The organism is Amycolatopsis sp. PSD-21 (assembly GCF_055561455.1).
Genome location: NZ_CM145712.1, coordinates 1304668 through 1324341, shown reverse-complemented (window position 1 = coordinate 1324341; position 19674 = coordinate 1304668). Strand labels below are relative to the sequence as shown.

General features: G+C 65.1%; 11 protein-coding genes and 3 rRNA genes. 3 read left to right on the top strand and 11 right to left on the bottom strand.

All coding sequences use genetic code 11. The features are described from left to right. Positions 1-22: 22 nt before the first annotated feature. The 3 genes from ACZ1DY_RS06765 to ACZ1DY_RS06755 form a co-directional block, all read right to left on the bottom strand. A complete protein-coding gene (locus ACZ1DY_RS06765; protein ID WP_465483888.1) occupies positions 23-1153 on the bottom strand; it encodes an inorganic phosphate transporter in 1131 nt (376 codons plus the stop codon). A 93-nt stretch (positions 1154-1246) separates the two neighbouring features. Then, a complete protein-coding gene (locus ACZ1DY_RS06760; protein ID WP_126737713.1) occupies positions 1247-2002 on the bottom strand; it encodes a type 1 glutamine amidotransferase in 756 nt (251 codons plus the stop codon). An 84-nt stretch (positions 2003-2086) separates the two neighbouring features. Further along, positions 2087-2539 (bottom strand): rhodanese-like domain-containing protein, encoded by a 453-nt coding sequence (locus ACZ1DY_RS06755; protein WP_257488943.1) that lies wholly within the window; start codon positions 2537-2539, stop codon positions 2087-2089. 107 nt (positions 2540-2646) lie between these two features. Between ACZ1DY_RS06755 and ACZ1DY_RS06750 the strand changes: the two genes are divergently transcribed. Next, positions 2647-3093: an Lrp/AsnC family transcriptional regulator gene (locus ACZ1DY_RS06750; RefSeq protein WP_465483887.1), complete on the top strand. Its 447-nt coding sequence runs from the start codon at positions 2647-2649 to the stop codon at positions 3091-3093. Between the two features lie 124 nt (positions 3094-3217). Here the strand turns inward: ACZ1DY_RS06750 and rrf are convergent. From rrf to ACZ1DY_RS06720, 6 genes are all read right to left on the bottom strand, one after another. Beyond that, positions 3218-3334 (bottom strand): 5S ribosomal RNA (gene rrf, locus ACZ1DY_RS06745). Positions 3335-3414: 80 nt separating this feature from the next. Beyond that, positions 3415-6551, bottom strand: a 23S ribosomal RNA gene (locus tag ACZ1DY_RS06740). Between the two features lie 324 nt (positions 6552-6875). Then, positions 6876-8394 (bottom strand): 16S ribosomal RNA (locus ACZ1DY_RS06735). The 16S, 23S and 5S rRNA genes sit together here, the layout of an rRNA operon. A 397-nt stretch (positions 8395-8791) precedes the next feature. Continuing rightward, positions 8792-10354 carry an amidase gene (locus ACZ1DY_RS06730; RefSeq protein ID WP_465483886.1) on the bottom strand — a complete coding sequence of 521 codons (1563 nt, stop codon included), beginning with the start codon at positions 10352-10354 and terminating at the stop codon, positions 8792-8794. Between the two features lie 14 nt (positions 10355-10368). Beyond that, positions 10369-11712, bottom strand: a complete 1344-nt coding sequence (gene glnA, locus ACZ1DY_RS06725) for a type I glutamate--ammonia ligase (protein ID WP_016331613.1) — start codon at positions 11710-11712, stop codon at positions 10369-10371. A gap of 68 nt (positions 11713-11780) precedes the next feature. Next, the gene (locus ACZ1DY_RS06720) at positions 11781-13046 is read right to left on the bottom strand and encodes an MFS transporter (protein ID WP_465483885.1); all 1266 of its coding nucleotides are present in this window, start codon (positions 13044-13046) and stop codon (positions 11781-11783) included. Positions 13047-13134: 88 nt separating this feature from the next. Between ACZ1DY_RS06720 and ACZ1DY_RS06715 the strand changes: the two genes are divergently transcribed. Continuing rightward, a complete protein-coding gene (locus tag ACZ1DY_RS06715) occupies positions 13135-13803 on the top strand; it encodes an LppX_LprAFG lipoprotein (protein WP_465483884.1) in 669 nt (222 codons plus the stop codon). 78 nt (positions 13804-13881) lie between these two features. Here the strand turns inward: ACZ1DY_RS06715 and ACZ1DY_RS06710 are convergent, their stop codons facing one another. Beyond that, the gene (locus tag ACZ1DY_RS06710; protein ID WP_465483883.1) at positions 13882-15435 is read right to left on the bottom strand and encodes an alpha/beta hydrolase; all 1554 of its coding nucleotides are present in this window, start codon (positions 15433-15435) and stop codon (positions 13882-13884) included. Positions 15436-15488: 53 nt separating this feature from the next. Further along, complete coding sequence (locus ACZ1DY_RS06705; protein WP_371878904.1) at positions 15489-17060, bottom strand: alpha/beta hydrolase; 1572 nt, start codon at positions 17058-17060, stop codon at positions 15489-15491. Positions 17061-17209: 149 nt separating this feature from the next. On the opposite strand from ACZ1DY_RS06705, the gene secA2 reads away from it, so the two are divergent. Continuing rightward, positions 17210-19537 carry an accessory Sec system translocase SecA2 gene (gene secA2, locus ACZ1DY_RS06700; protein ID WP_257488951.1) on the top strand — a complete coding sequence of 776 codons (2328 nt, stop codon included), beginning with the start codon at positions 17210-17212 and terminating at the stop codon, positions 19535-19537. Positions 19538-19674: the final 137 nt, after the last annotated feature.

Here is a 19674-nt window from a genome sequence, read left to right as displayed (position 1 = left end):
GTAGCAAAGGTCCCTTGCTCTCCTAAGCGGCGACCCTGCCGACTTCCTGTTCGGGAACGGGCGGGGCTGGGCTCGCGAAGCTGCCTGCGTTGACGGGACTCCGCCGTGAAAGGAGGTAGATCCCGATGCCGATCGCCAGGCCCGCGACACCGACGGCGATCGTGCCCACCGTGCCCGTCGAGGTCACGAGGCCGGCCCCGGCGCCGACAATGGCAGCGGCGGGAAGTGTGAACAGCCAGGCGAGCACCATGCGGCCGGCCGTGCGCCAGCGAACCGGTGATTCGTTCCTGCCCACCCCGGAACCGACGATGCCGCCGGAGCAGACGTGGGTCGTCGAAAGCGGGAAGCCGAAATTCGTCGACGCGAGAATGACCGCGGCCGAGCTGGTCTGCGCGGCGAAGCCCTGCGGGCCGTCGATATCCGTCAAGCCCTTACCCAGCGTGAAGGTGATTCGCCAGCCACCCAGATACGTGCCGAGCGCGAGTGCCAGCGCCGCGCTGACGATCACCCAGAGCGGCGGCCCTGCGCCGGCGGGAAGGGTTCCGGCGGTGATCATCGTCAGCGTGATGACGCCCATGGTCTTCTGCGCGTCGTTCGTGCCGTGGGCGAGCGAGACCAGCGAGGCCGAGATGATCTGGCCGACCCGGAAGCCGGCGGTACGACCGCGGCGGACGAAGATCCGATAGACGAAGTACGTCACGATCATCGCGACGAGACCGGCCAAGACCGGCGACAGTGCCGCTGGGACCAGCACCTTCTCGACGATCTTTCCGAAATGGACGGAGTCCGTTCCGGCCGACACCCAGGTGGCGCCGATCAGTCCGCCGAACAGCGCGTGGGACGAGCTGGACGGTAGTCCGACGAACCACGTGATCAGGTTCCATACGATCGCCCCGACCAGGCCGCCGAACACGATCGCCGGTCCGATCTTGGAGTCGTCGACGAGTCCATTCGAGATGGTCTTGGCCACCTCGACCGACAGGAAGGCTCCGACCAGGTTCAGGACCGCGGAGATCGTCACCGCGACCTTGGGACGCAACGCCCCGGTGGCGATCGACGTCGCCATCGAGTTGGCCGTGTCGTGGAACCCGTTCGTGAAATCGAAAATTAGGGCCGTGACGACGACGAGCACGACCAAGACTGAGGGCTCCACCCCGACCTCCGAACCCTTCGAAATTCCCTCCGCAAGGTACCTGACGGCACGACCCTGGTGTTAATAACCCATACACGTTTGAGACATAGGTCGTTAAGCCATCGGCAATGTACGTTGACGGTCCGCAGCTGGGGCGAGGTCACCGGACACCAGACGGACGAAGCGATGAGCGAACGGCCGCCAGGTTTCGGTGATGTCGGCATGCACCCGAGCGAGGTTGTCGGGGGTCAGTGCGTCCGGCCGGGTGAGTTCTGCCATTTCGGGTGACTGCCGTGCCCAGTCGAGGACCACATCCGGCGTCGTCTCGATATGGAACTGGACACCGTAGGCACAACGGTCGAATCGGAAAGCCTGGTAGGCGTACCGCGGCGAGGAGGCGAGAAGCTCGGCACCTGCGGGCAGCCGGGTGATCGCGTCGTTGTGAAACTGCAGGACGTCCTGCATCAGCGGTAAGTCCGCGAAGAGCGGGTCGGTCCAGGCAGCGTCCTTCTTGGACACAAGGCTGGGGCCGACCTCAGGCCCTTGATCACCTGTGGCGACGCTGCCGCCCAGCGCCACAGCCAGCAGCTGACCACCGAGGCAAATCGCGAGCGTCGGGATGCGCGCACCCGCGGCCTTCGAAAGAAGCTTCCGCACGTCCGCCAACCACGGATGCTCGCCGTCGTCGTTGGCGCCCATCCCACCACCGAGGCATACCACGCCCGCGTACCCGTCCAGATCGGTAGGGAGTGTCTGATCGGGCAGCAGCCGGATGTCGAGCTCGGCGCCGGCCTCGGTGAGCCAGTCCCCGAGAGGGCCGATCGGGTCTGATGCGTCCGGCTGGATGACGAGCAACTTGAGAGCGGTCACGTCCCCAGCCTACGACCGGTGGAAGAGCAGGGGACCTTTGCTACCGCTCGGGGTGCCGGTAGCAAAGGTCCCTTGCTTCTCTGGTCAGCAGGCGCAGCGGGGAGTGGGCGTCGAGGTGATAGCGGGTACCGAGTCGTCTCGGTCGACTGGATAGCCGGCGGCTTGCCAGGCGGCGATGCCGCCGGAGAGGCGCTTGACCTTGAAGCCGAGCTCCGCGAGCTTCAACGCCCCCTTGGTCGCGGCATTGCAGTGGATGCTCTCGCAATAGCAGACGTAGACGAGTTCGCGGTCCAAGCCGCTGACCGACTCGGCGGTCATCTCCCGATAGGGGAGGTTGATCGCGCCCGGGATGCGAGCCGACGCGAAGGCTTCAGGGGCCCGGGTTTCGACGACGATGTACCCCTGCCGAGAACCAGAGGTGAGGTCTCGGACCAGATCATCCGGGTCGACTTCGAGGGCGAGCTCGGCGCGCAGGTGCGCGGCCGCGGTCGCGCTGTCCAAGGCCGGAAACATGAGTACGCGCGGTTCCGTCGTCATGCCTCAATCCTGCTGGCAGGTGATCGTCCACAACATCGGATAATCCTGGTCTCGCCGGCCGCTAGCCTGGAGTTTCCTGGTGGGCACGCCGATCAACCTGGAGTTCTGTGAACCTCGACGATCTCGACTGGCAGCTACTCGAACTGCTCCAGTCCGACGGCCGGCTGACCTTTTCGGAACTCGGTCGGCGCGTGTCGCTGTCCGCGCCCGCGGTGACCGAGCGGGTTCGTCGGCTCGAGGAGAAGGGGATCATCACCGGGTACTCGGCCAACGTCGACGTGGCGAAGCTCGGGCTACCGATCGAGGCGATGGTGCGGGCGAAGGTGCGCAGTTTGGACACGGCCCGCTTCCGCGAAACCATTCTCGCGCTGCCCCAGGTGCTCGACGCCGATCACGTCACGGGTGACGAGTGCTGGCTGGTGCGAGTCGCCTGCCGGAGCACTGCGGAGTTGGAGGAGCTTGTAGAGCGGATGCAGCGCTATGGGGAGACGACGACTTCTCTCGTCTTCTCGTCGCCTGTTCGGCGGCGCGCGGTAGGCCGACGGGCCTGCTGAGCGGCGCCGCGGGAGCAAGGGACCTTTGCTACCACTTGGCAAGGGGCAGGTATGGAAAAAGGGTCCAGGCCCCGGGAGAACTCGTGGTTCTCGACCGGGGCCTGGACCCTTTTCTTTAATGTTAGTCCGGCGGTGTCCTACTCTCCCACAACCCTTCGGTTGCAGTACCATCGGCGCTGTCAGGCTTAGCTTCCGGGTTCGGAATGGGACCGGGCGTTTCCCTGACGCTATAACCACCGAAACACTACGAAACAACACACACAGTCTGTTTCCAGATCGGTGTGGTGTTTCAGAGCTGTAGAGTGGATGCGTAACATCTTTGTGGGCAAGTCCTCGGCCTATTAGTACCAGTCAACTCGACAACACATTACTGTGCTTCCATTTCTGGCCTATCAACCCAATGGTCTGTTGGGGGCCTTAACCCACAAGGGGTGGGATACCTCATCTTGGAACAGGCTTCCCGCTTAGATGCCTTCAGCGGTTATCCCTTCCGAACGTGGCCAACCAGCCATGCCACTGGCGTGACAACTGGCATACCAGAGGTTCGTCCGTCCCGGTCCTCTCGTACTAGGGACAGCCTTCCTCAAGTATCCTACGCGCGCGGCGGATAGGGACCGAACTGTCTCACGACGTTCTAAACCCAGCTCGCGTGCCGCTTTAATGGGCGAACAGCCCAACCCTTGGGACCTACTCCGGCCCCAGGATGCGACGAGCCGACATCGAGGTGCCAAACCATGCCGTCGATATGGACTCTTGGGCAAGATCAGCCTGTTATCCCCGGGGTACCTTTTATCCGTTGAGCGACACCCCTTCCACCAGGTGGTGCCGGATCACTAGTCCCGACTTTCGTCCCTGCTCGACATGTCTGTCTCACAGTCAAGCTCCCTTGTGCACTTGCACTCAACACCTGATTGCCAACCAGGCTGAGGGAACCTTTGGGCGCCTCCGTTACTCTTTAGGAGGCAACCGCCCCAGTTAAACTACCCATCAGGCACTGTCCCTGAACCAGATCATGGTCCGAGGTTCAGATTCCCAATCCGACCAGAGTGGTATTTCAACAACGACTCCACCAACACTAGCGTGCCAGCTTCACAGTCTCCCACCTATCCTACACAAGCCGAACCGAAAACCAATACCAAACTATAGTAAAGGTCCCGGGGTCTTTCCGTCCTGCCGCGCGTAACGAGCATCTTTACTCGTAGTGCAATTTCGCCGGGCCTGTGGTTGAGACAGCCGGAAAGTCGTTACGCCATTCGTGCAGGTCGGAACTTACCCGACAAGGAATTTCGCTACCTTAGGATGGTTATAGTTACCACCGCCGTTTACTGGCGCTTAAATTCTCAGCTTCACCCCGAAGGGTTAACCGGTCCTCTTAACGTTCCAGCACCGGGCAGGCGTCAGTCCATATACATCGTCTTGCGACTTCGCATGGACCTGTGTTTTTAGTAAACAGTCGCTTTCCGCTGGTCTCTGCGGCCACCCACCCCTAGTCCGCAAGGGACTTCAGAGTGTTTGGCCCCCCTTCTCCCGAAGTTACGGGGGCATTTTGCCGAGTTCCTTAACCACAGTTCACCCGATCGCCTTAGTATTCTCTACCTGACCACCTGTGTTGGTTTGGGGTACGGGCCGTGCACGCACTCGCTAGAGGCTTTTCTCGGCAGCATAGGATCACTCTACTTCGCCTCAATCGGCTACGCATCACGTCTCAACCTATATGGAATGCGGATTTGCCTACACTCCGGTCTACACGCTTACACCAGTACTACCACTCACTGGCGGAGCTACCTTCCTGCGTCACCCCATCACTCGACTACTACGGAATCAGATCCCACGCTCCACAACCACCCTCCACCCCGAAGGGTCTTGGATGGCGCTTCGGGTGGTTAGTATCAACCGCCTCATCCTGGGCGCACGTGCTCGGGTACGGGAATATCAACCCGTTATCCATCGACTACGCCTGTCGGCCTCGCCTTAGGTCCCGACTTACCCTGGGCGGATTAGCCTGGCCCAGGAACCCTTGGTCATCCGGCGGCAGAGTTTCTCACTCTGCATTCGCTACTCATGCCTGCATTCTCACTCCCACACCCTCCACGACTGGCTTCCGCCGCCGCTTCCCTGGATGCAGGACGCTCCCCTACCCATCCATACCACTGCATCACACTCTCAAGGAGGCGATGGATGTACATGTATGAATGACACAGCTTCGGCGGTGTGCTTAAGCCCCGCTACATTGTCGGCGCAGGACCACTTGACCAGTGAGCTATTACGCACTCTTTCAAGGGTGGCTGCTTCTAAGCCAACCTCCTGGTTGTCTGGGCAATCCCACATCCTTTCCCACTGAGCACACACTTAGGGGCCTTAGCTGGTGTTCTGGGCTGTTTCCCTCTCGACGACGAAGCTTATCCCCCGCCGTCTCACTGCCACACTCTCACACCACGGTATTCGGAGTTTGGTTGATTTCGGTAACCCGGTAAGGCCCCTAGACCATCCAGTAGCTCTACCCCCGTGGAGAAACATGTGACGCTGCACCTAAATGCATTTCGGGGAGAACCAGCTATCACGGAGTTTGATTGGCCTTTCACCCCTACCCACAGCTCATCCCCTCAGTTTTCAACCTAAGTGGGTTCGGCCCTCCACGTCGTCTTACCGACGCTTCAGCCTGGCCATGGGTAGATCACTCCGCTTCGGGTCTAGACCACGCGACTCAATCGCCCTATTCAGACTCGCTTTCGCTACGGCTACCCCACACGGGTTAACCTCGCCACGCAGCACTAACTCGCAGGCTCATTCTTCAAAAGGCACGCCATCACCTCAACATCACAAAGATGTGCTCGGGCTCTGACGGCTTGTAGGCACACGGTTTCAGGTACTCTTTCACTCCCCTCCCGGGGTACTTTTCATCTTTCCCTCACGGTACTAGTCCGCTATCGGTCTTCAGGAAGTATTTAGGCTTACCGGGTGGTCCCGGCAGATTCACAGCAAATTCCACGAGCTCGCTGCTACTCGGGAACACCACCAAGGTCCACAAACATGTGTTTTCGCGTACGGGACTCTCACCCACTCCGGTCGCCCATCCCAAGGCGTTCCACTAACACACGCGCAAACCCGGAAGACTGTCAGATCCTCCAAGGCGGGTCCCACAACACCACACACACAACGCCTGACAGCTTGACATGTGCATGGTTTAGCCTCTTCCGCTTTCGCTCGCCACTACTCACGGAATCACGGTTGTTTTCTCTTCCTACGGGTACTGAGATGTTTCACTTCCCCGCGTTCCCTCCACACACCCTATATATTCAGATGCGGGTAACACCACATAACTGGTGCTGGGTTTCCCCATTCGGAAATCCTCGGATCACAGCTCGGTTGACAGCTCCCCGAGGCATATCGCAGCCTCCCACGTCCTTCATCGGCTCCTGAAGCCAAGACATCCACCATGTGCCCTTAACAACTTGACCACAAAGATGCTCGCATCCACTCTACAGTTCTCAAACACCACACCAGAAACAAACAACCCTGGAGCTCGTGTAAGCCCCTCGGCGTGTTGCCTCAGGACCCAACAGCATGCCAGCGAACAATCCCTCCGACTCCCCAGAAGCACCCGTTCCACGCACCCGAAAGTGCAGTACTTGAGCGTCCCAGCAGAAGCCGGCGACACCATAACCAGTAGTTCCACAATTCCTTGAGCAACCAGAACAAGCACACATTCGGCACTTGAGTCCTGGCCACCCCACCGCTCTGGTTCCGGGTATCCCGGGAACGATGGATGTGTTGCTCCTTAGAAAGGAGGTGATCCAGCCGCACCTTCCGGTACGGCTACCTTGTTACGACTTCGTCCCAATCGCCAGTCCCACCTTCGACCACTCCCCCCCTTGCGGGTTGGGCCATGGGCTTCGGGTGTTACCGACTTTCATGACGTGACGGGCGGTGTGTACAAGGCCCGGGAACGTATTCACCGCAGCGTTGCTGATCTGCGATTACTAGCGACTCCGACTTCACGCAGTCGAGTTGCAGACTGCGATCCGAACTGAGACCGGCTTTAAGGGATTCGCTCCACCTCGCGGTATCGCAGCCCTCTGTACCAGCCATTGTAGCATGTGTGAAGCCCTGGACATAAGGGGCATGATGACTTGACGTCATCCCCACCTTCCTCCGAGTTGACCCCGGCAGTCTCCCACGAGTCCCCGCCATAACGCGCTGGCAACGTAGGATAAGGGTTGCGCTCGTTGCGGGACTTAACCCAACATCTCACGACACGAGCTGACGACAGCCATGCACCACCTGTACACCAACCACAAGGGAAGCCCTATCTCTAGGGATGTCTGGCGCATGTCAAGCCCAGGTAAGGTTCTTCGCGTTGCATCGAATTAATCCACATGCTCCGCCGCTTGTGCGGGCCCCCGTCAATTCCTTTGAGTTTTAGCCTTGCGGCCGTACTCCCCAGGCGGGGCGCTTAATGCGTTAGCTACGGCACGGACAACGTGGATGTCGCCCACACCTAGCGCCCAACGTTTACAGCGTGGACTACCAGGGTATCTAATCCTGTTCGCTCCCCACGCTTTCGCTCCTCAGCGTCAGTATCGGCCCAGAGACCCGCCTTCGCCACCGGTGTTCCTCCTGATATCTGCGCATTTCACCGCTACACCAGGAATTCCAGTCTCCCCTACCGAACTCAAGTCTGCCCGTATCGCCCGCACGCTCCACGTTAAGCGTGGAGTTTTCACGAACGACGCGACAAACCGCCTACGAGCTCTTTACGCCCAATAATTCCGGACAACGCTCGCACCCTACGTATTACCGCGGCTGCTGGCACGTAGTTAGCCGGTGCTTCTTATCCAGGTACCGTCACTTGCGCTTCGTCCCTGGCGAAAGAGGTTTACAACCCGAAGGCCGTCATCCCTCACGCGGCGTCGCTGCATCAGGCTTGCGCCCATTGTGCAATATTCCCCACTGCTGCCTCCCGTAGGAGTCTGGGCCGTGTCTCAGTCCCAGTGTGGCCGGTCACCCTCTCAGGCCGGCTACCCGTCGTCGCCTTGGTAGGCCATTACCCCACCAACAAGCTGATAGGCCGCGGGCTCATCCTGTACCGCCGGAGCTTTCCACCAAACCCCATGCGAGGCTCAGTCATATCCGGTATTAGACCCAGTTTCCCAGGCTTATCCCAAAGTACAGGGCAGATTGCCCACGTGTTACTCACCCGTTCGCCACTAATCCCCGGCCGAAACCGGTTCATCGTTCGACTTGCATGTGTTAAGCACGCCGCCAGCGTTCGTCCTGAGCCAGGATCAAACTCTCCAACAATGTCTTCGAATTCAATCGAGGCAATTAATGCTCTCAAAGGAACCTCAAAACGAGGTTCAAATACATAAGCTCTACTGGCTTAGTTCACTAGCACACTGTTGAGTTCTCAAGCAACACGCTTTGTTTCAAAGCGATATTCACAAGCTTTTGGTCGAGCATGCCGAATCCTACGCTGTTAGTCGTAGGGGGTCGGCGGCCGCTCGTGGGCCGACGCTGAACATTACCTGGTCCGGTTCGCGGTGTCAACCCGCTCGGCCCTGGTTCCTTGCCTTGGGGCTTTCGGCCCCGGCGGCCCGGTGTTCCTGGCGACGAAGAGAAGATTACATGCCCCGGAACCCCCTGAAAACAGGGGGGTCACTTAACGACATCGCCGCAGGTCAGCCGGTACGCACCACCGTCATCCGACGGTCTTCAGGTAGCGGGGCGGTTTACGGGCGGGCGCGACACGTTCGAAGTCGGCCGCGTAGGCGAGCACCCGGGCGTCCGTCCACTGCCCCGCCATGAACGAGACACCGACCGGGAGCTCGCCGACGAACGCGGCCGGCACGGTCACCGCGGGGTAGCCCGAGACGGCGGCCGGCGTCGACGACGGGATCACGTCGTTGTCGCCGGTCTTGCAGTCGGTCTTCCAGGCGGGCGGGTTCGTGGGCGCGGCGATCGCGTCGAGGCGGTACTTCGCGAGGGTCTCGTCGATCGAGCGTTTCGCCAGATCGGTGAGCTCGCGGCGCATGGCCTGGTAGCCGGGGTCGGACGGGCCGGGCGCGGCGAGCGCCTGCTCGAAAAGCTCCTGTCCGGCGAAGCAGGTCTGCTCCAGCGGATCGGACCTGTTGTAGGCGATCAGCGCGGCGAGGTCGCGCGGGCCTTCGGGGCGCGTGGCCAGGTAGCGATCGATGTCCCGGTGGAACTCGGTGAGCAGGGCCGGGAACTCCAGTTCGCTGAGCCTGGCCTGGTACGGCGGCGTCACCTCGACGACCTCGGCACCCGCCTTCACCAGCGAGTTCCTGGTCTTCGTCATCACCGCGTCGACGTCCGGGCCGAGGACCGGCAGGCGCCAGAGACCGATCCGGGAACCCTTCAGCACACCGGGCCGTAGGTGCGCGGCGTAGTCGGTCGGCTGGTTCGGCGGGTACGCGCCGGTGGCGGGGTCGCTCGGGTCGCGGCCCTGGAGCGCGGACAGGGTCAGCGCGACGTCGACGACGTGCCTGGCCATCGGGCCGGCGGTGTCCTGTTCGGCCGAGATCGGCACCACGCCGGTGCGGCTGACCAGGCCGAGGCTCGGTTTGTGCCCCACCGTCGCGGTCATCCCGGCCGGGCAGACGATCGAGCCGTCGGTCTCACTGCCGATCGCGACCTGGGCGAGTGACGCGGCGACACCGGCGGCGGATCCGGCGGACGACCCACAGGGGTTGCGATCGAGCACGTACGGGTTGTTCGTCTGCCCACCGACGCCTGACCACCCGGAAGTGGGTTTGGCGGCGCGGAAGTTCGCCCATTCGGACAGGTTCGCCTTGCCGAGGACGACCGCACCCGCGTCACGCAGACGGCGGATCAGGGTCGCGTCCTTCGCGGGCTTGCCGCGCAGCGCGCGCGAGCCCGCCGTCGTCTGCATGGAGCGGGTGTCGACGTTGTCCTTCACCAGGACGGGGATGCCGTCCAGCGGTCCGCGGGTCTTGCCGGCGCGACGCCGGACGTCGCTCTCCGCGGCTTGCGCGATCGCGGCCGGATCGACCGTGATGACCGCGTTCACCTTACGGTCGACCTTGCGGATGCGATCGAGGTAAGCCGAGGTCAGACCGACCGCGGTCAGCCGTCCGGCGGACATCCGGGCCTGGAGCGCGGGGATGTCGGCGGAGTCGAGATCGAGTGGCTTCCCGGTGGCGGACGCCGCCGGCGCGGCACTCGCCACGATGGCCGCGGCGACCACTGTCGTCAGAACTCGGAACACCGGTCGCCGCACCATCAGGTCTCCTTCGTCTAGAGAACCGGAAGCAGGGTCCGCAGCTCGTACGGGGTCACCGCGCTGCGGTAGTTATCCCATTCAACACGTTTGTTGCGAAGGAAGAAGTCGTAAACGTGCTCTCCGAGCGCTTCGGGCAGAAGTTCCGATTTCTCCATCTCCGCCAGTGCCTCGCCGAGGTTCTGCGGGAGCTGGGCGTATCCGGCCGCGCGGCGCTCGGCGTCCGAGAGCTGCCAGATGTTGTCCTCGGCGGGAGGCGGGAGCTCGTAGCCCTTCTCGATGCCTTTGAGCCCGGCGGCCAGGATGACCGAGTACGCCAGATAGGGGTTGCACGCGGAGTCGAGCGTGCGGATCTCCACACGGCGTGACGACGCCTTGCCCGGCGAGTACATCGGCACCCGGACCAGCGCGGAGCGGTTGGCGCGGCCCCACGAAACGGTCGTCGGGGCCTCACTGCCGCTGATCAGGCGTTTGTAGGAGTTCACCCATTGGTTGGTGACCGCCGAGATCTCCTTCGCGTGGTGCAGCAGCCCCGCCACGAAGGCCTTGCCCGTCGCGGACAGCTCGTACGGGTCTTCCGCGTCGTAGAAGGCGTTGCGATCGCCCTCGAACAGGCTCACGTGGGTGTGCATCCCGGAACCCGGCTGATCGGTGAACGGCTTCGGCATGAAGGTCGCGCGGACGCCCTGAGTGAGCGCGACCTCCTTGACCACGTAGCGGAAGGTCATCACGTTGTCGGCCATGGTCAGCGCGTCGGCGTACCGGAGATCGATCTCCTGCTGCCCGGGCGCGCCCTCGTGGTGGCTGAACTCGACCGAGATCCCCATCGCCTCGAGCGTCTCGATGGCGTGGCGGCGGAAGTGCGTCGCGGTCGCGTGGCTGGCCTGGTCGAAGTAGCCACCGTTGTCCGCGGGCTCGGGCTCACTGCCGTCGTCCGGCAGGTTGGAGAGCAGGAAGAACTCGATCTCGGGGTGGACGTAGCAGGTGAAACCCGCTTCGCCCGCCTTCGAGAGCTGCCTGCGCAGGACGTGCCTGGGGTCCGCCCAGGACGGGGAACCATCCGGCATCGCGATGTCGCAGAACATGCGCGCCGAGTACGGGCCGCCGTCCGGGGTCTCCCAGGGGAGGACCTGGAACGTGGCGGGGTCGGGCTTCGCGACCATGTCGGACTCGTAGACCCGCGCGAATCCTTCGATGGCCGACCCGTCGAAGCCGATCCCTTCGCTGAAGGCGCCCTCGAGCTCGGCGGGCGCGACCGCGACCGACTTGAGAAACCCCAGCACATCCGTGAACCAGAGCCTGACGAAACGGATGTCGCGCTCTTCCAAGGTACGGAGCACGAACTCCTGCTGGCGATCCATGGCCGCACCCTAACGAGAACGTGTTAACGACATGTTTCGCGACGCGCCGTTCGGCCGGAAGTGGTGGATCACCCCACGAGGACCGGTTCGGGTTTGGCCGCCTTGGTGATCGCCAGCGAAGCGACCGAAGCGATCACGGCGAGGCTCGCCGCGATGTACCAAGCGAGCGCGTAGCTGCCCGAGGAATCGCGGATCGCGCCCGCGCCGAAGGCCGCGAGACCGGCGCCGAGCTGGTGGCTGGCGAAGACCCAGCCGAAGACGATCGGCCCGGCGGCGCCGTATTGCCGGACACAGAGCGCGACCGTGGGCGGAACCGTCGCCACCCAGTCGAGGCCGTAGAAGACGATGAACGCCCACATGCTCGGTTCCACCGTTCCGCTCAGCAGTTGCGGGAGGAGAGCGAGCGAAACACCACGAAGGGCGTAATAGACGCCGAGGAGGATCCTCGGATCGACGCGGTCGGTGAGCCAGCCGGAGGCGATCGTGCCGACGACGTCGAAGATCCCGACGAGGGCGAGCAGTCCGGCGGCGGTCGTCTGCGGCATGCCGTGGTCGTGCGCCGCGGGCACGAAGTGGGTGCTGACCAGGCCGTTCGTCGTGGCGCCGCAGATCGCGAAGCCGACGGCGAGCAGCCAGAACGTCCTCGTGCGCGCTGCCGAGCCGAGTACCGAGAGCGCGCGGCGGACGGAACCACCCGTGCGGGTGGCAGGGGCGACTTCGCCGGGCTCCGCGCCGTAAGCCGTCATTCCGATATCGGACGGGTGATCGCGGACCACCAGGAGAACGACGGGCACGACGGCCAATGCGGCGATGGCGATGACGAGCGACGCCGTCCGCCAGCCTTCGTCGACGGCGAGGTTCGCCACGATCGGGAGGAAGATCAGCTGGCCGGTGGCGCCCGCCGCGGTGAGGACCCCGGTGACGACGCCGCGGCTGCGGACGAACCAGCGGGCGGCGACCGTCGCGGCGAAACTCATCGCCATCGAGCCGGTGCCGACGCCGACCAGGACGCCCCAGCAGAGGATGAGCTGCCAGCTCGCGTTCATGAACACCGTGCCGCCCGCGCCGATCGCGACGACGAACAATGCCGTCGAAGCGACGCGTCGCATGCCGAAGCGCTCCATGAGAGCCGCGGCGAAGGGCGAGAAGAGGCCGTAGAGGACGAGGTTCACGGAGACGGCCGACGCGATCGTCGCGCGCGACCAGCCGAACTCGTTGTGGAGCGGGTCGATGAGCACGCCGGGGGCCGCGCGGAAACCGGCGGCGGCGAGCAGGGCGATGAAGGCGGCGGCGGCGACGAACCACGCGCGGTGGAGCCGGGTCTCGGATTGCACGGGTACAGAGTCGTGGGCGGCGGAGCCCAGCGAAAGCGGCCGGAAGGACACTGTGCGAAAGATTCGGGCCAAGCCATAGGCTTCGGTCATGCGCTGCCGTCACCTCGTGCCGGCGCTGCTGCTCACGATCGGGCTCATCGGCGGCTGCGCGGGGTCACCCCCGTTGCCGCCTGCCCAGGACTACGTGAGCGCGGCGGCCGACTCCCTCGTCTCGTTGCGCAGCGTGCGGTTCACGCTCGGGGTGAACGGTGTCGTCACCGGCCTGCCGGTGCGCGGGCTCGACGGCGAAGTCAGCCTCGAGGGTGGCGCGGTCGGTAAGGCCGACCTGCAGGACGACTCCGGGCGGCGGAAGGTCGAGTACCGGGTGTCGGGCTCGGAGATCACACTCAGCGGGCCTGGCGGGAAGCAGGTGCTGCCGGCTTCGGCGCCGTACACGCCCGAAGCGATGCTCGGGCCCGAAGGCGGGCTTCGGCGGCTGCTGACCGGGGCGACCGACCTGCGCGGCGAGCGGTGGGAGCGGGTGCAGGACACCGAGTCGTTCCGGATCGCCGCGAAGGTGCCGGCGGCGGTGATCGGCGGGATCGTGCCGGAGATCAGGTCGGACGTGTTCGTGAAGCTGTGGATTTCGCGGGACGAGCCGCGGCGGCTGGTGCGGGTGTGGCTGCAGGTGCCGCCGACGAGGCCGGAGGAGTTCGCGGTGATGTTGGAACTGGCGTTGACCAGGCACAACGCGGTGGTCGTGGGGGCGGGGCGGTAGCAAAGGTCCCTTGCTCCGTTTTGGCGGGAAATGCCTGGTCAGCGGGCTCGGTGGTAGCAAAGGTCCCTTGCTCCTCTGCTAGGAGCAGCGGGCGTCCGGGGCGGGCAGTGCGCCGTCGATCAGGTAGGCGATGCCTGCTCGGTCGACGCACTCGTTCCCCTCGAGGAACACGGTGTGCTGCGCTCCCTCGAACGTGAGCAAAGCTCCCTTGAGGTCCCGCGCCAGGTTCACCCCGGACGCGTACGGGGTCGCGGGGTCGTCGGTGGTCGAGATGATCAGGGGCTTCGGCAGGCCGGCGATGTTCGGTTTGTGTACCTCCGAGCTGGCGGGCACGGGCCACACCGAGCAGATGTCGAGCTCGCTCATGTCCGGGGTGCCACCGGCGAGGAACGGCGCGCCCTGGAGCATCCGCTGGTGGGCGCCTTCGATGACCTGCCTGTCGGCGATCCGCGTGCTGTCGACGCAGCGGACCGCGAAGTACACGTCGAGGATGCCGGTGTACCTGCCGTCCGTCTCGCGGCCGTAGTAGTTGTCCGCGAGCGCGACCAGGGTCTTGCCGCTCCCCCGCTTCAGCTCGGCGAGCCCGTCGTTGAGGAACTTCCAAGCGTCCTGCGAGTACAGCGCGGCGCTTGTCCCGGTGATGGCGTCCTCGAACGAGAGCTTGCGGGTCCCGGCGGGCACCGGTTCGGTGATCAGCGGCCGCACCAGGTCCTGGAACGCCTTCGTCACCGCGCCCGCGTCCCGGCCGAGCGCACATTCCGCGCGAGCGGCGCACCATTTGCCGAATTCGGCGAAGGTGTTCTGGAACCCGGCCATCTGCGTGACCAGCGACTCGGCGGTGTCGAGTCGGGGATCGACCGCACCGTCGAGGAGCAACGCCCGCACTTTGTCCGGATAGGCCTCGGCGTAGGCGGTCCCGATCTGCGTGCCGTAGGAAAAGCCCAGGTAGCTGAGCTTCTCGTCACCGAGAGCCGAACGCAGGACGTCGAGATCGCGGACGACGTCCCTGGTCCCGATGTTGGCGAGGAGCTCCGTACCGTGCTTCGTGCGCTCGGCGCACTTCGCGGCGTACGCCTTGGCGTCAGCGAGCTGCTTCGCGACACCATCGGGCGTCGAGTCGCTTTCCGAATCCTCCGCTCGGTCCGCGTCGCGTTCGGCATCGGTGAGGCAGACGAGCTTCGGCTCGCTGGTCCCCACTCCGCGCGGATCGAATCCGACGATGTCGAAGCGTTCGGCCAGCTCCGCCGCGGGCCGGGACTTCGCGATCCGCGCCGCGGCCGAGACGCCAGAGCCACCGGGGCCGCCCGGGTTGAGCACGAGGGAGCCGATCCGACGGCCGGTGTTCTTCGTCTTGTGCCGGAGGACGCCGATCGAGATCGTCTCGCCGTCCGGCTTCAGGTAATCGAGCGGCACGGTGAGCTTCGCGCAGTCGAACGCCTTGTCCGTGTGGGACGCGCACGCACCCCACGCCAGCTTCTGCTCGGAGAACTTCTCGAGCGCCTTCGGGTCCGGAGTGGGCGACGCCGTGGTGGTCGGCGACGGCGCCGGCTGTGGCTGTTGCGGCTGCTGCGTCGTGCACGAGGCGACGAGCACGACGGCAACGAGCACGGCCGGGACGCGGCGAAGGCTCATCTCGCGATCTTCGCAGCGTCCCGGCCGCTCATGGGGCCTTCGCGCCGAACTCGTTACTTGGCGGCGCAGCGCGTGCCCTCGTCCGGCAGGGCGCCGTTCACCAGGTAATCGATGCCGATCCGGTCGACGCACGACACACCCTGGAGGAACACGGTGTGCTGGTTGCCCTCGAACGTGAGCAAAGCTCCCTTGATCGCTTTCGCGAGGTTGACGCCCGCCTGATAGGGGGTCGCCGGGTCGTTCGTCGTCGAGATGACCAGCGTCTTCGGCAGCCCTTCGACGTTCGGCTGGTGCGGTTCGGACGTGTTCGGCACCGGCCAGAAGGCGCAGGCATCACGCGCGGAACCGTCCGGCCTGCCGTCGTCGAGGAACGGCGCCGCCTCCGCGTACCGCTTCTGCGCGTCGAGGATCTTCGCCGGATCGGTGACCCGCGGGTCGTCGACGCAGCGGATCGCGACGAACGCGTCCTGCGTCGTCCCGTAGCGGCCGTCAGCGCCGCGTTCGTTGTAGAGATCGGCCAGCTTCTCCAGCCCGTCGCCGCGCTGGCGCTTCAGGTCGTTGAGTGCGGAGTTCAGCGGTTCCCAGAGATCTTCCTGGTAGAGGGCCTGTATCACGCCTGTCGTCGCGTCCTCGTACGACAGCTTCCGGCCGTCGCTGACCGGCACCGGGAAATCGATCAGCGGGCGCACCAGATCCTGAAACGCCTTCGTCACGCCGGCGGCGTCGCGGCCGAGGGCGCAGTCTTCGCGTGCGGCACACCAGTTCGAGAACTCCCCGAACGCCTTGCCGAAGCCCTGTCCCTGCGCGACCAGCGACTCCACCGCGTCCTGCTCCGGGTCGACGGCTCCGTCGAGCACCAGCGCGCGGACGTTCGCCGGGAACGCCTCGGCGTAGGCGGATCCGATCCGCGTCCCGTAGGAGTAGCCGAGGTAGCTCAGCTTCGGTTCGCCGAGGACCGAGCGCAGGATGTCCATGTCCTTGACGACGTCGCGCGTGCCCAGGTTCGCGAGCATCGCGGCGCCGTGTTCGGTCCGCTCGGCGCACTTCGCCGCGAAGTCCTGGGACTCGGTCTCCTGCTTTTTCACTCCCTCGGGTGAGCCGTCGGTCTCGCTGTCGTCCGCGCGGTCCGCGTCGCGTTCGGCATCGGACAGGCAGCGGATCTGAGGCTGGCTCGCGCCGATGCCGCGGGGGTCGAAACCGACCATGTCGAAGCGTTTGCCCAGCTCGTTCGTCGCGGTCCGGGAGGCGAGACCGGCCGCGGCCTGCATCCCGGAGGCGCCGGGGCCGCCGGGGTTGACCACGAGCGCGCCAATCCTTTCGTCGGTTTCCAGCGCCTTCCGGCGCAGCAGGCCGAGCGTGATCGAGTCGCCTTCGGGTTTCGCGTAGTCGAGCGGGACGGTCAGCCGCGCGCACTGTGCGTCCTTCACTCGAAACGCCGCTTTCGCGTCATCGGATGTCGCGTAGGGTGCACAGTCGGCCCAGGTCAGGCTCTGTCCGTAGAACTTCTCGAGTCCGGCGGGCACCTGCCCGGTCGGGGCGTGCGACTCGGTGGCCGGAGGCGGCGGCTGGGTTCTACCCTCTCCCGACGAGCACGCGGCGACGGTGACCGCGAGCAGGCCGGACAGCGTGATCGCGGCGAATCGACGGGCACGGGACCTGGCGCTGACATGAGTGGACACGGTTGGATCGTGCCATCGGCCGTGGAACTCGGCCGCACCACCACCGCGTTGGTGGTACGGGTGCGGACGGCAGAAGAACAGACGGGAGCACAGGGGTGGCAGCACTGATCAGCCGGGTGGGCAAGAAGCTGCGCCGGATCATCCAGCGGCCGGGCAGCGTCGAGCTGACCCGCTACGAAGCGCTGCTGCCGGCCATCGAGAAGCTCGAGCCCGAGTTGGAGAAGCTCTCCGACGAGGAGCTGACAGAGCGGGCCGGCAAGCTTCGGGAAGCGTCTTCCTTCGGCAACGACCAGCTGATCGAGGTCTGCGCGCTCGGTCGCGAGGCCGCGCGGCGGGCGCTCGGCGAGCGTGCCTTCGACGTCCAGCTGCTGGGCACGATGGGCCTGCTCAGCGGGCACATCGTGCAGATGGAGACCGGTGAGGGCAAGACGCTGGCGGGTGCGCTGGCCGGTGCCGGGTACGCCCTGCGCGGGAAGCACGTCCACGTCGTCACGGTGAACGACTACCTCGCCCGTCGTGACGCGGAGTGGATGGGCCCGATCTACGACCTGCTCGGTGTCTCCGTCGGCTGGGTCGAGCCCGCGCATTCCCGCGACGAGCGTCGCGAGGCGTACGCGAAGGAGGTCACGTACGGCGCCGTCAGCGAGATCGGCTTCGACGTGCTGCGCGACCGGCTGGTGACCCGCGAGGAGGACCTGGTCCAGCGCGAGCCCGAGGTCGCGATCGTCGACGAGGCGGACTCCGTGCTGGTCGACGAGGCCCGCGTGCCGCTGGTGATGGCCGGGTCGATCGACCACACCGACGCCGACGAAGAGGTCGCGAACATCGTCCGGCGGCTTCGGCTCGGGCTGCACTACGAGACCGACGCCGACGGCCGCAACGCGTGGCTGACCAAGGCGGGCGCGTCGGTGGTCGAGAAGGCCCTCGGCGACGACATCAACCTCTACGACGAGACGGGTTCGGACAGGCTGCCCGCGGTGAACGTGGCGCTGCACGCGCACGCCCTGCTCACCCGCGACGTCGACTACCTCGTGCGCGACGGCAAGGTGCAGCTCATCAACGCCGCGCGCGGCCGCGTCGCGGAACTTCAGCGCTGGCCGGACGGCCTCCAGGCGGCCGTCGAGGCCAAGGAGCAGGTCAAGGCGACCGACCGCGGCGAGATCCTCGACTCGATCACCGTGCAGGCGCTGCTCGCGCGGTACCCGGAGGTCGCGGGGATGACCGGTACCGCGGTCGCGGTCGCCGAGCAGCTGCGCGAGTTCTACAAACTCGAGGTCGCGGTCATCCCGCCGAACACGCCGAACATCCGTGAGGACCAGGAGGACCGGATCTTCGGATCGCCGTCGCAGAAGCTGCGCGCGATCGAAGAGGAGATCCGGCGGGTGCACGAGACCGGGCGGCCGATCCTCGTCGGCACCCAGGACGTCGCCGAATCCGAAGAGCTGGCCGAGAAGCTGGCGAAGGTCGACCTCGAATGCGTCGTCCTCAACGCGCGTAATGACGCAGAGGAAGCCGCGATCATCGCCGACGCCGGAAAGAAGGGCGCGGTCACCGTCTCGACCCAGATGGCAGGCCGAGGCACCGACATCCGGCTGGGTGGCAAGGACGGCGAAGGCCGCGACGAGGTCGTCGAGCTGGGCGGCCTGCACGTGATCGGTACCGCCCGCTACCCGTCGAGCCGGCTGGACGGCCAGCTGCGCGGCCGGTCCGGACGCCAGGGCGACCCGGGCAGTGCGGTGTTCTTCGCCAGCTTGAACGACGAGCTCGTGCTGTCGAACGCGCCGGACATCCCCGAGGGCATCAGCTCCGACGTGGGCAGCGGCGAGATCACCGACCCGGCGGCGCTGCGGCAGATCAACCACGCGCAGCGCGTGGCCGAGGGCGTCGACCTGGAGATCCACCGGAACACCTGGCGCTACACGCGGCTGATCGAGCGGCAGCGCGGCGAGCTGCTGGAGCACCGGGACAAGGTGCTGCGGACGAAGCACGCGGCGGAGGTGCTGGAGAAGGCGCACCCGGAGAAGTTCAAGGAGCTTTCGGAGGCTGTCGACGACGAGGCCCGCGTCGAGCAGCTGTGCCGTGAGGTGCTGCTGTTCCACATCGACCAGCTGTGGTCGGACCACCTGGCGTTCCTGACCGACGTGCGGGAGAGCATCCACCTGCGGGCGCTGGCGCGGGAGACGCCGATCGACGAGTTCCACCGCGCGGCGATCCCCGAGTTCCACAAGATCATCCCGGAGGCGGCCGAGCGGGCGGCGAAGACGCTCGAGGAGGCCGAGATCACCGAGAACGGGATCGACCTCGGTGACGCGGGCGTGCGGCGGGCGAACACGACGTGGACCTACCTGGTGCACGACAACCCGTTCGACTCCGACTTCGAGCAGACCATCAAGAAGGTGCGGAGCATGATCAAGCGCAAGTAGCGCGCGGGGAGCGGGGGACCTTTGCTGTCGTTTCTCTCGACGTTGAGAGAAGTGGGAGCAAAGGTCCCCCGCTCTCTTTTCGCCCGGCCGGACCCCAGGTGGGCGATTCGGCACATCCGGTCGTCCCCGCGGGCGCC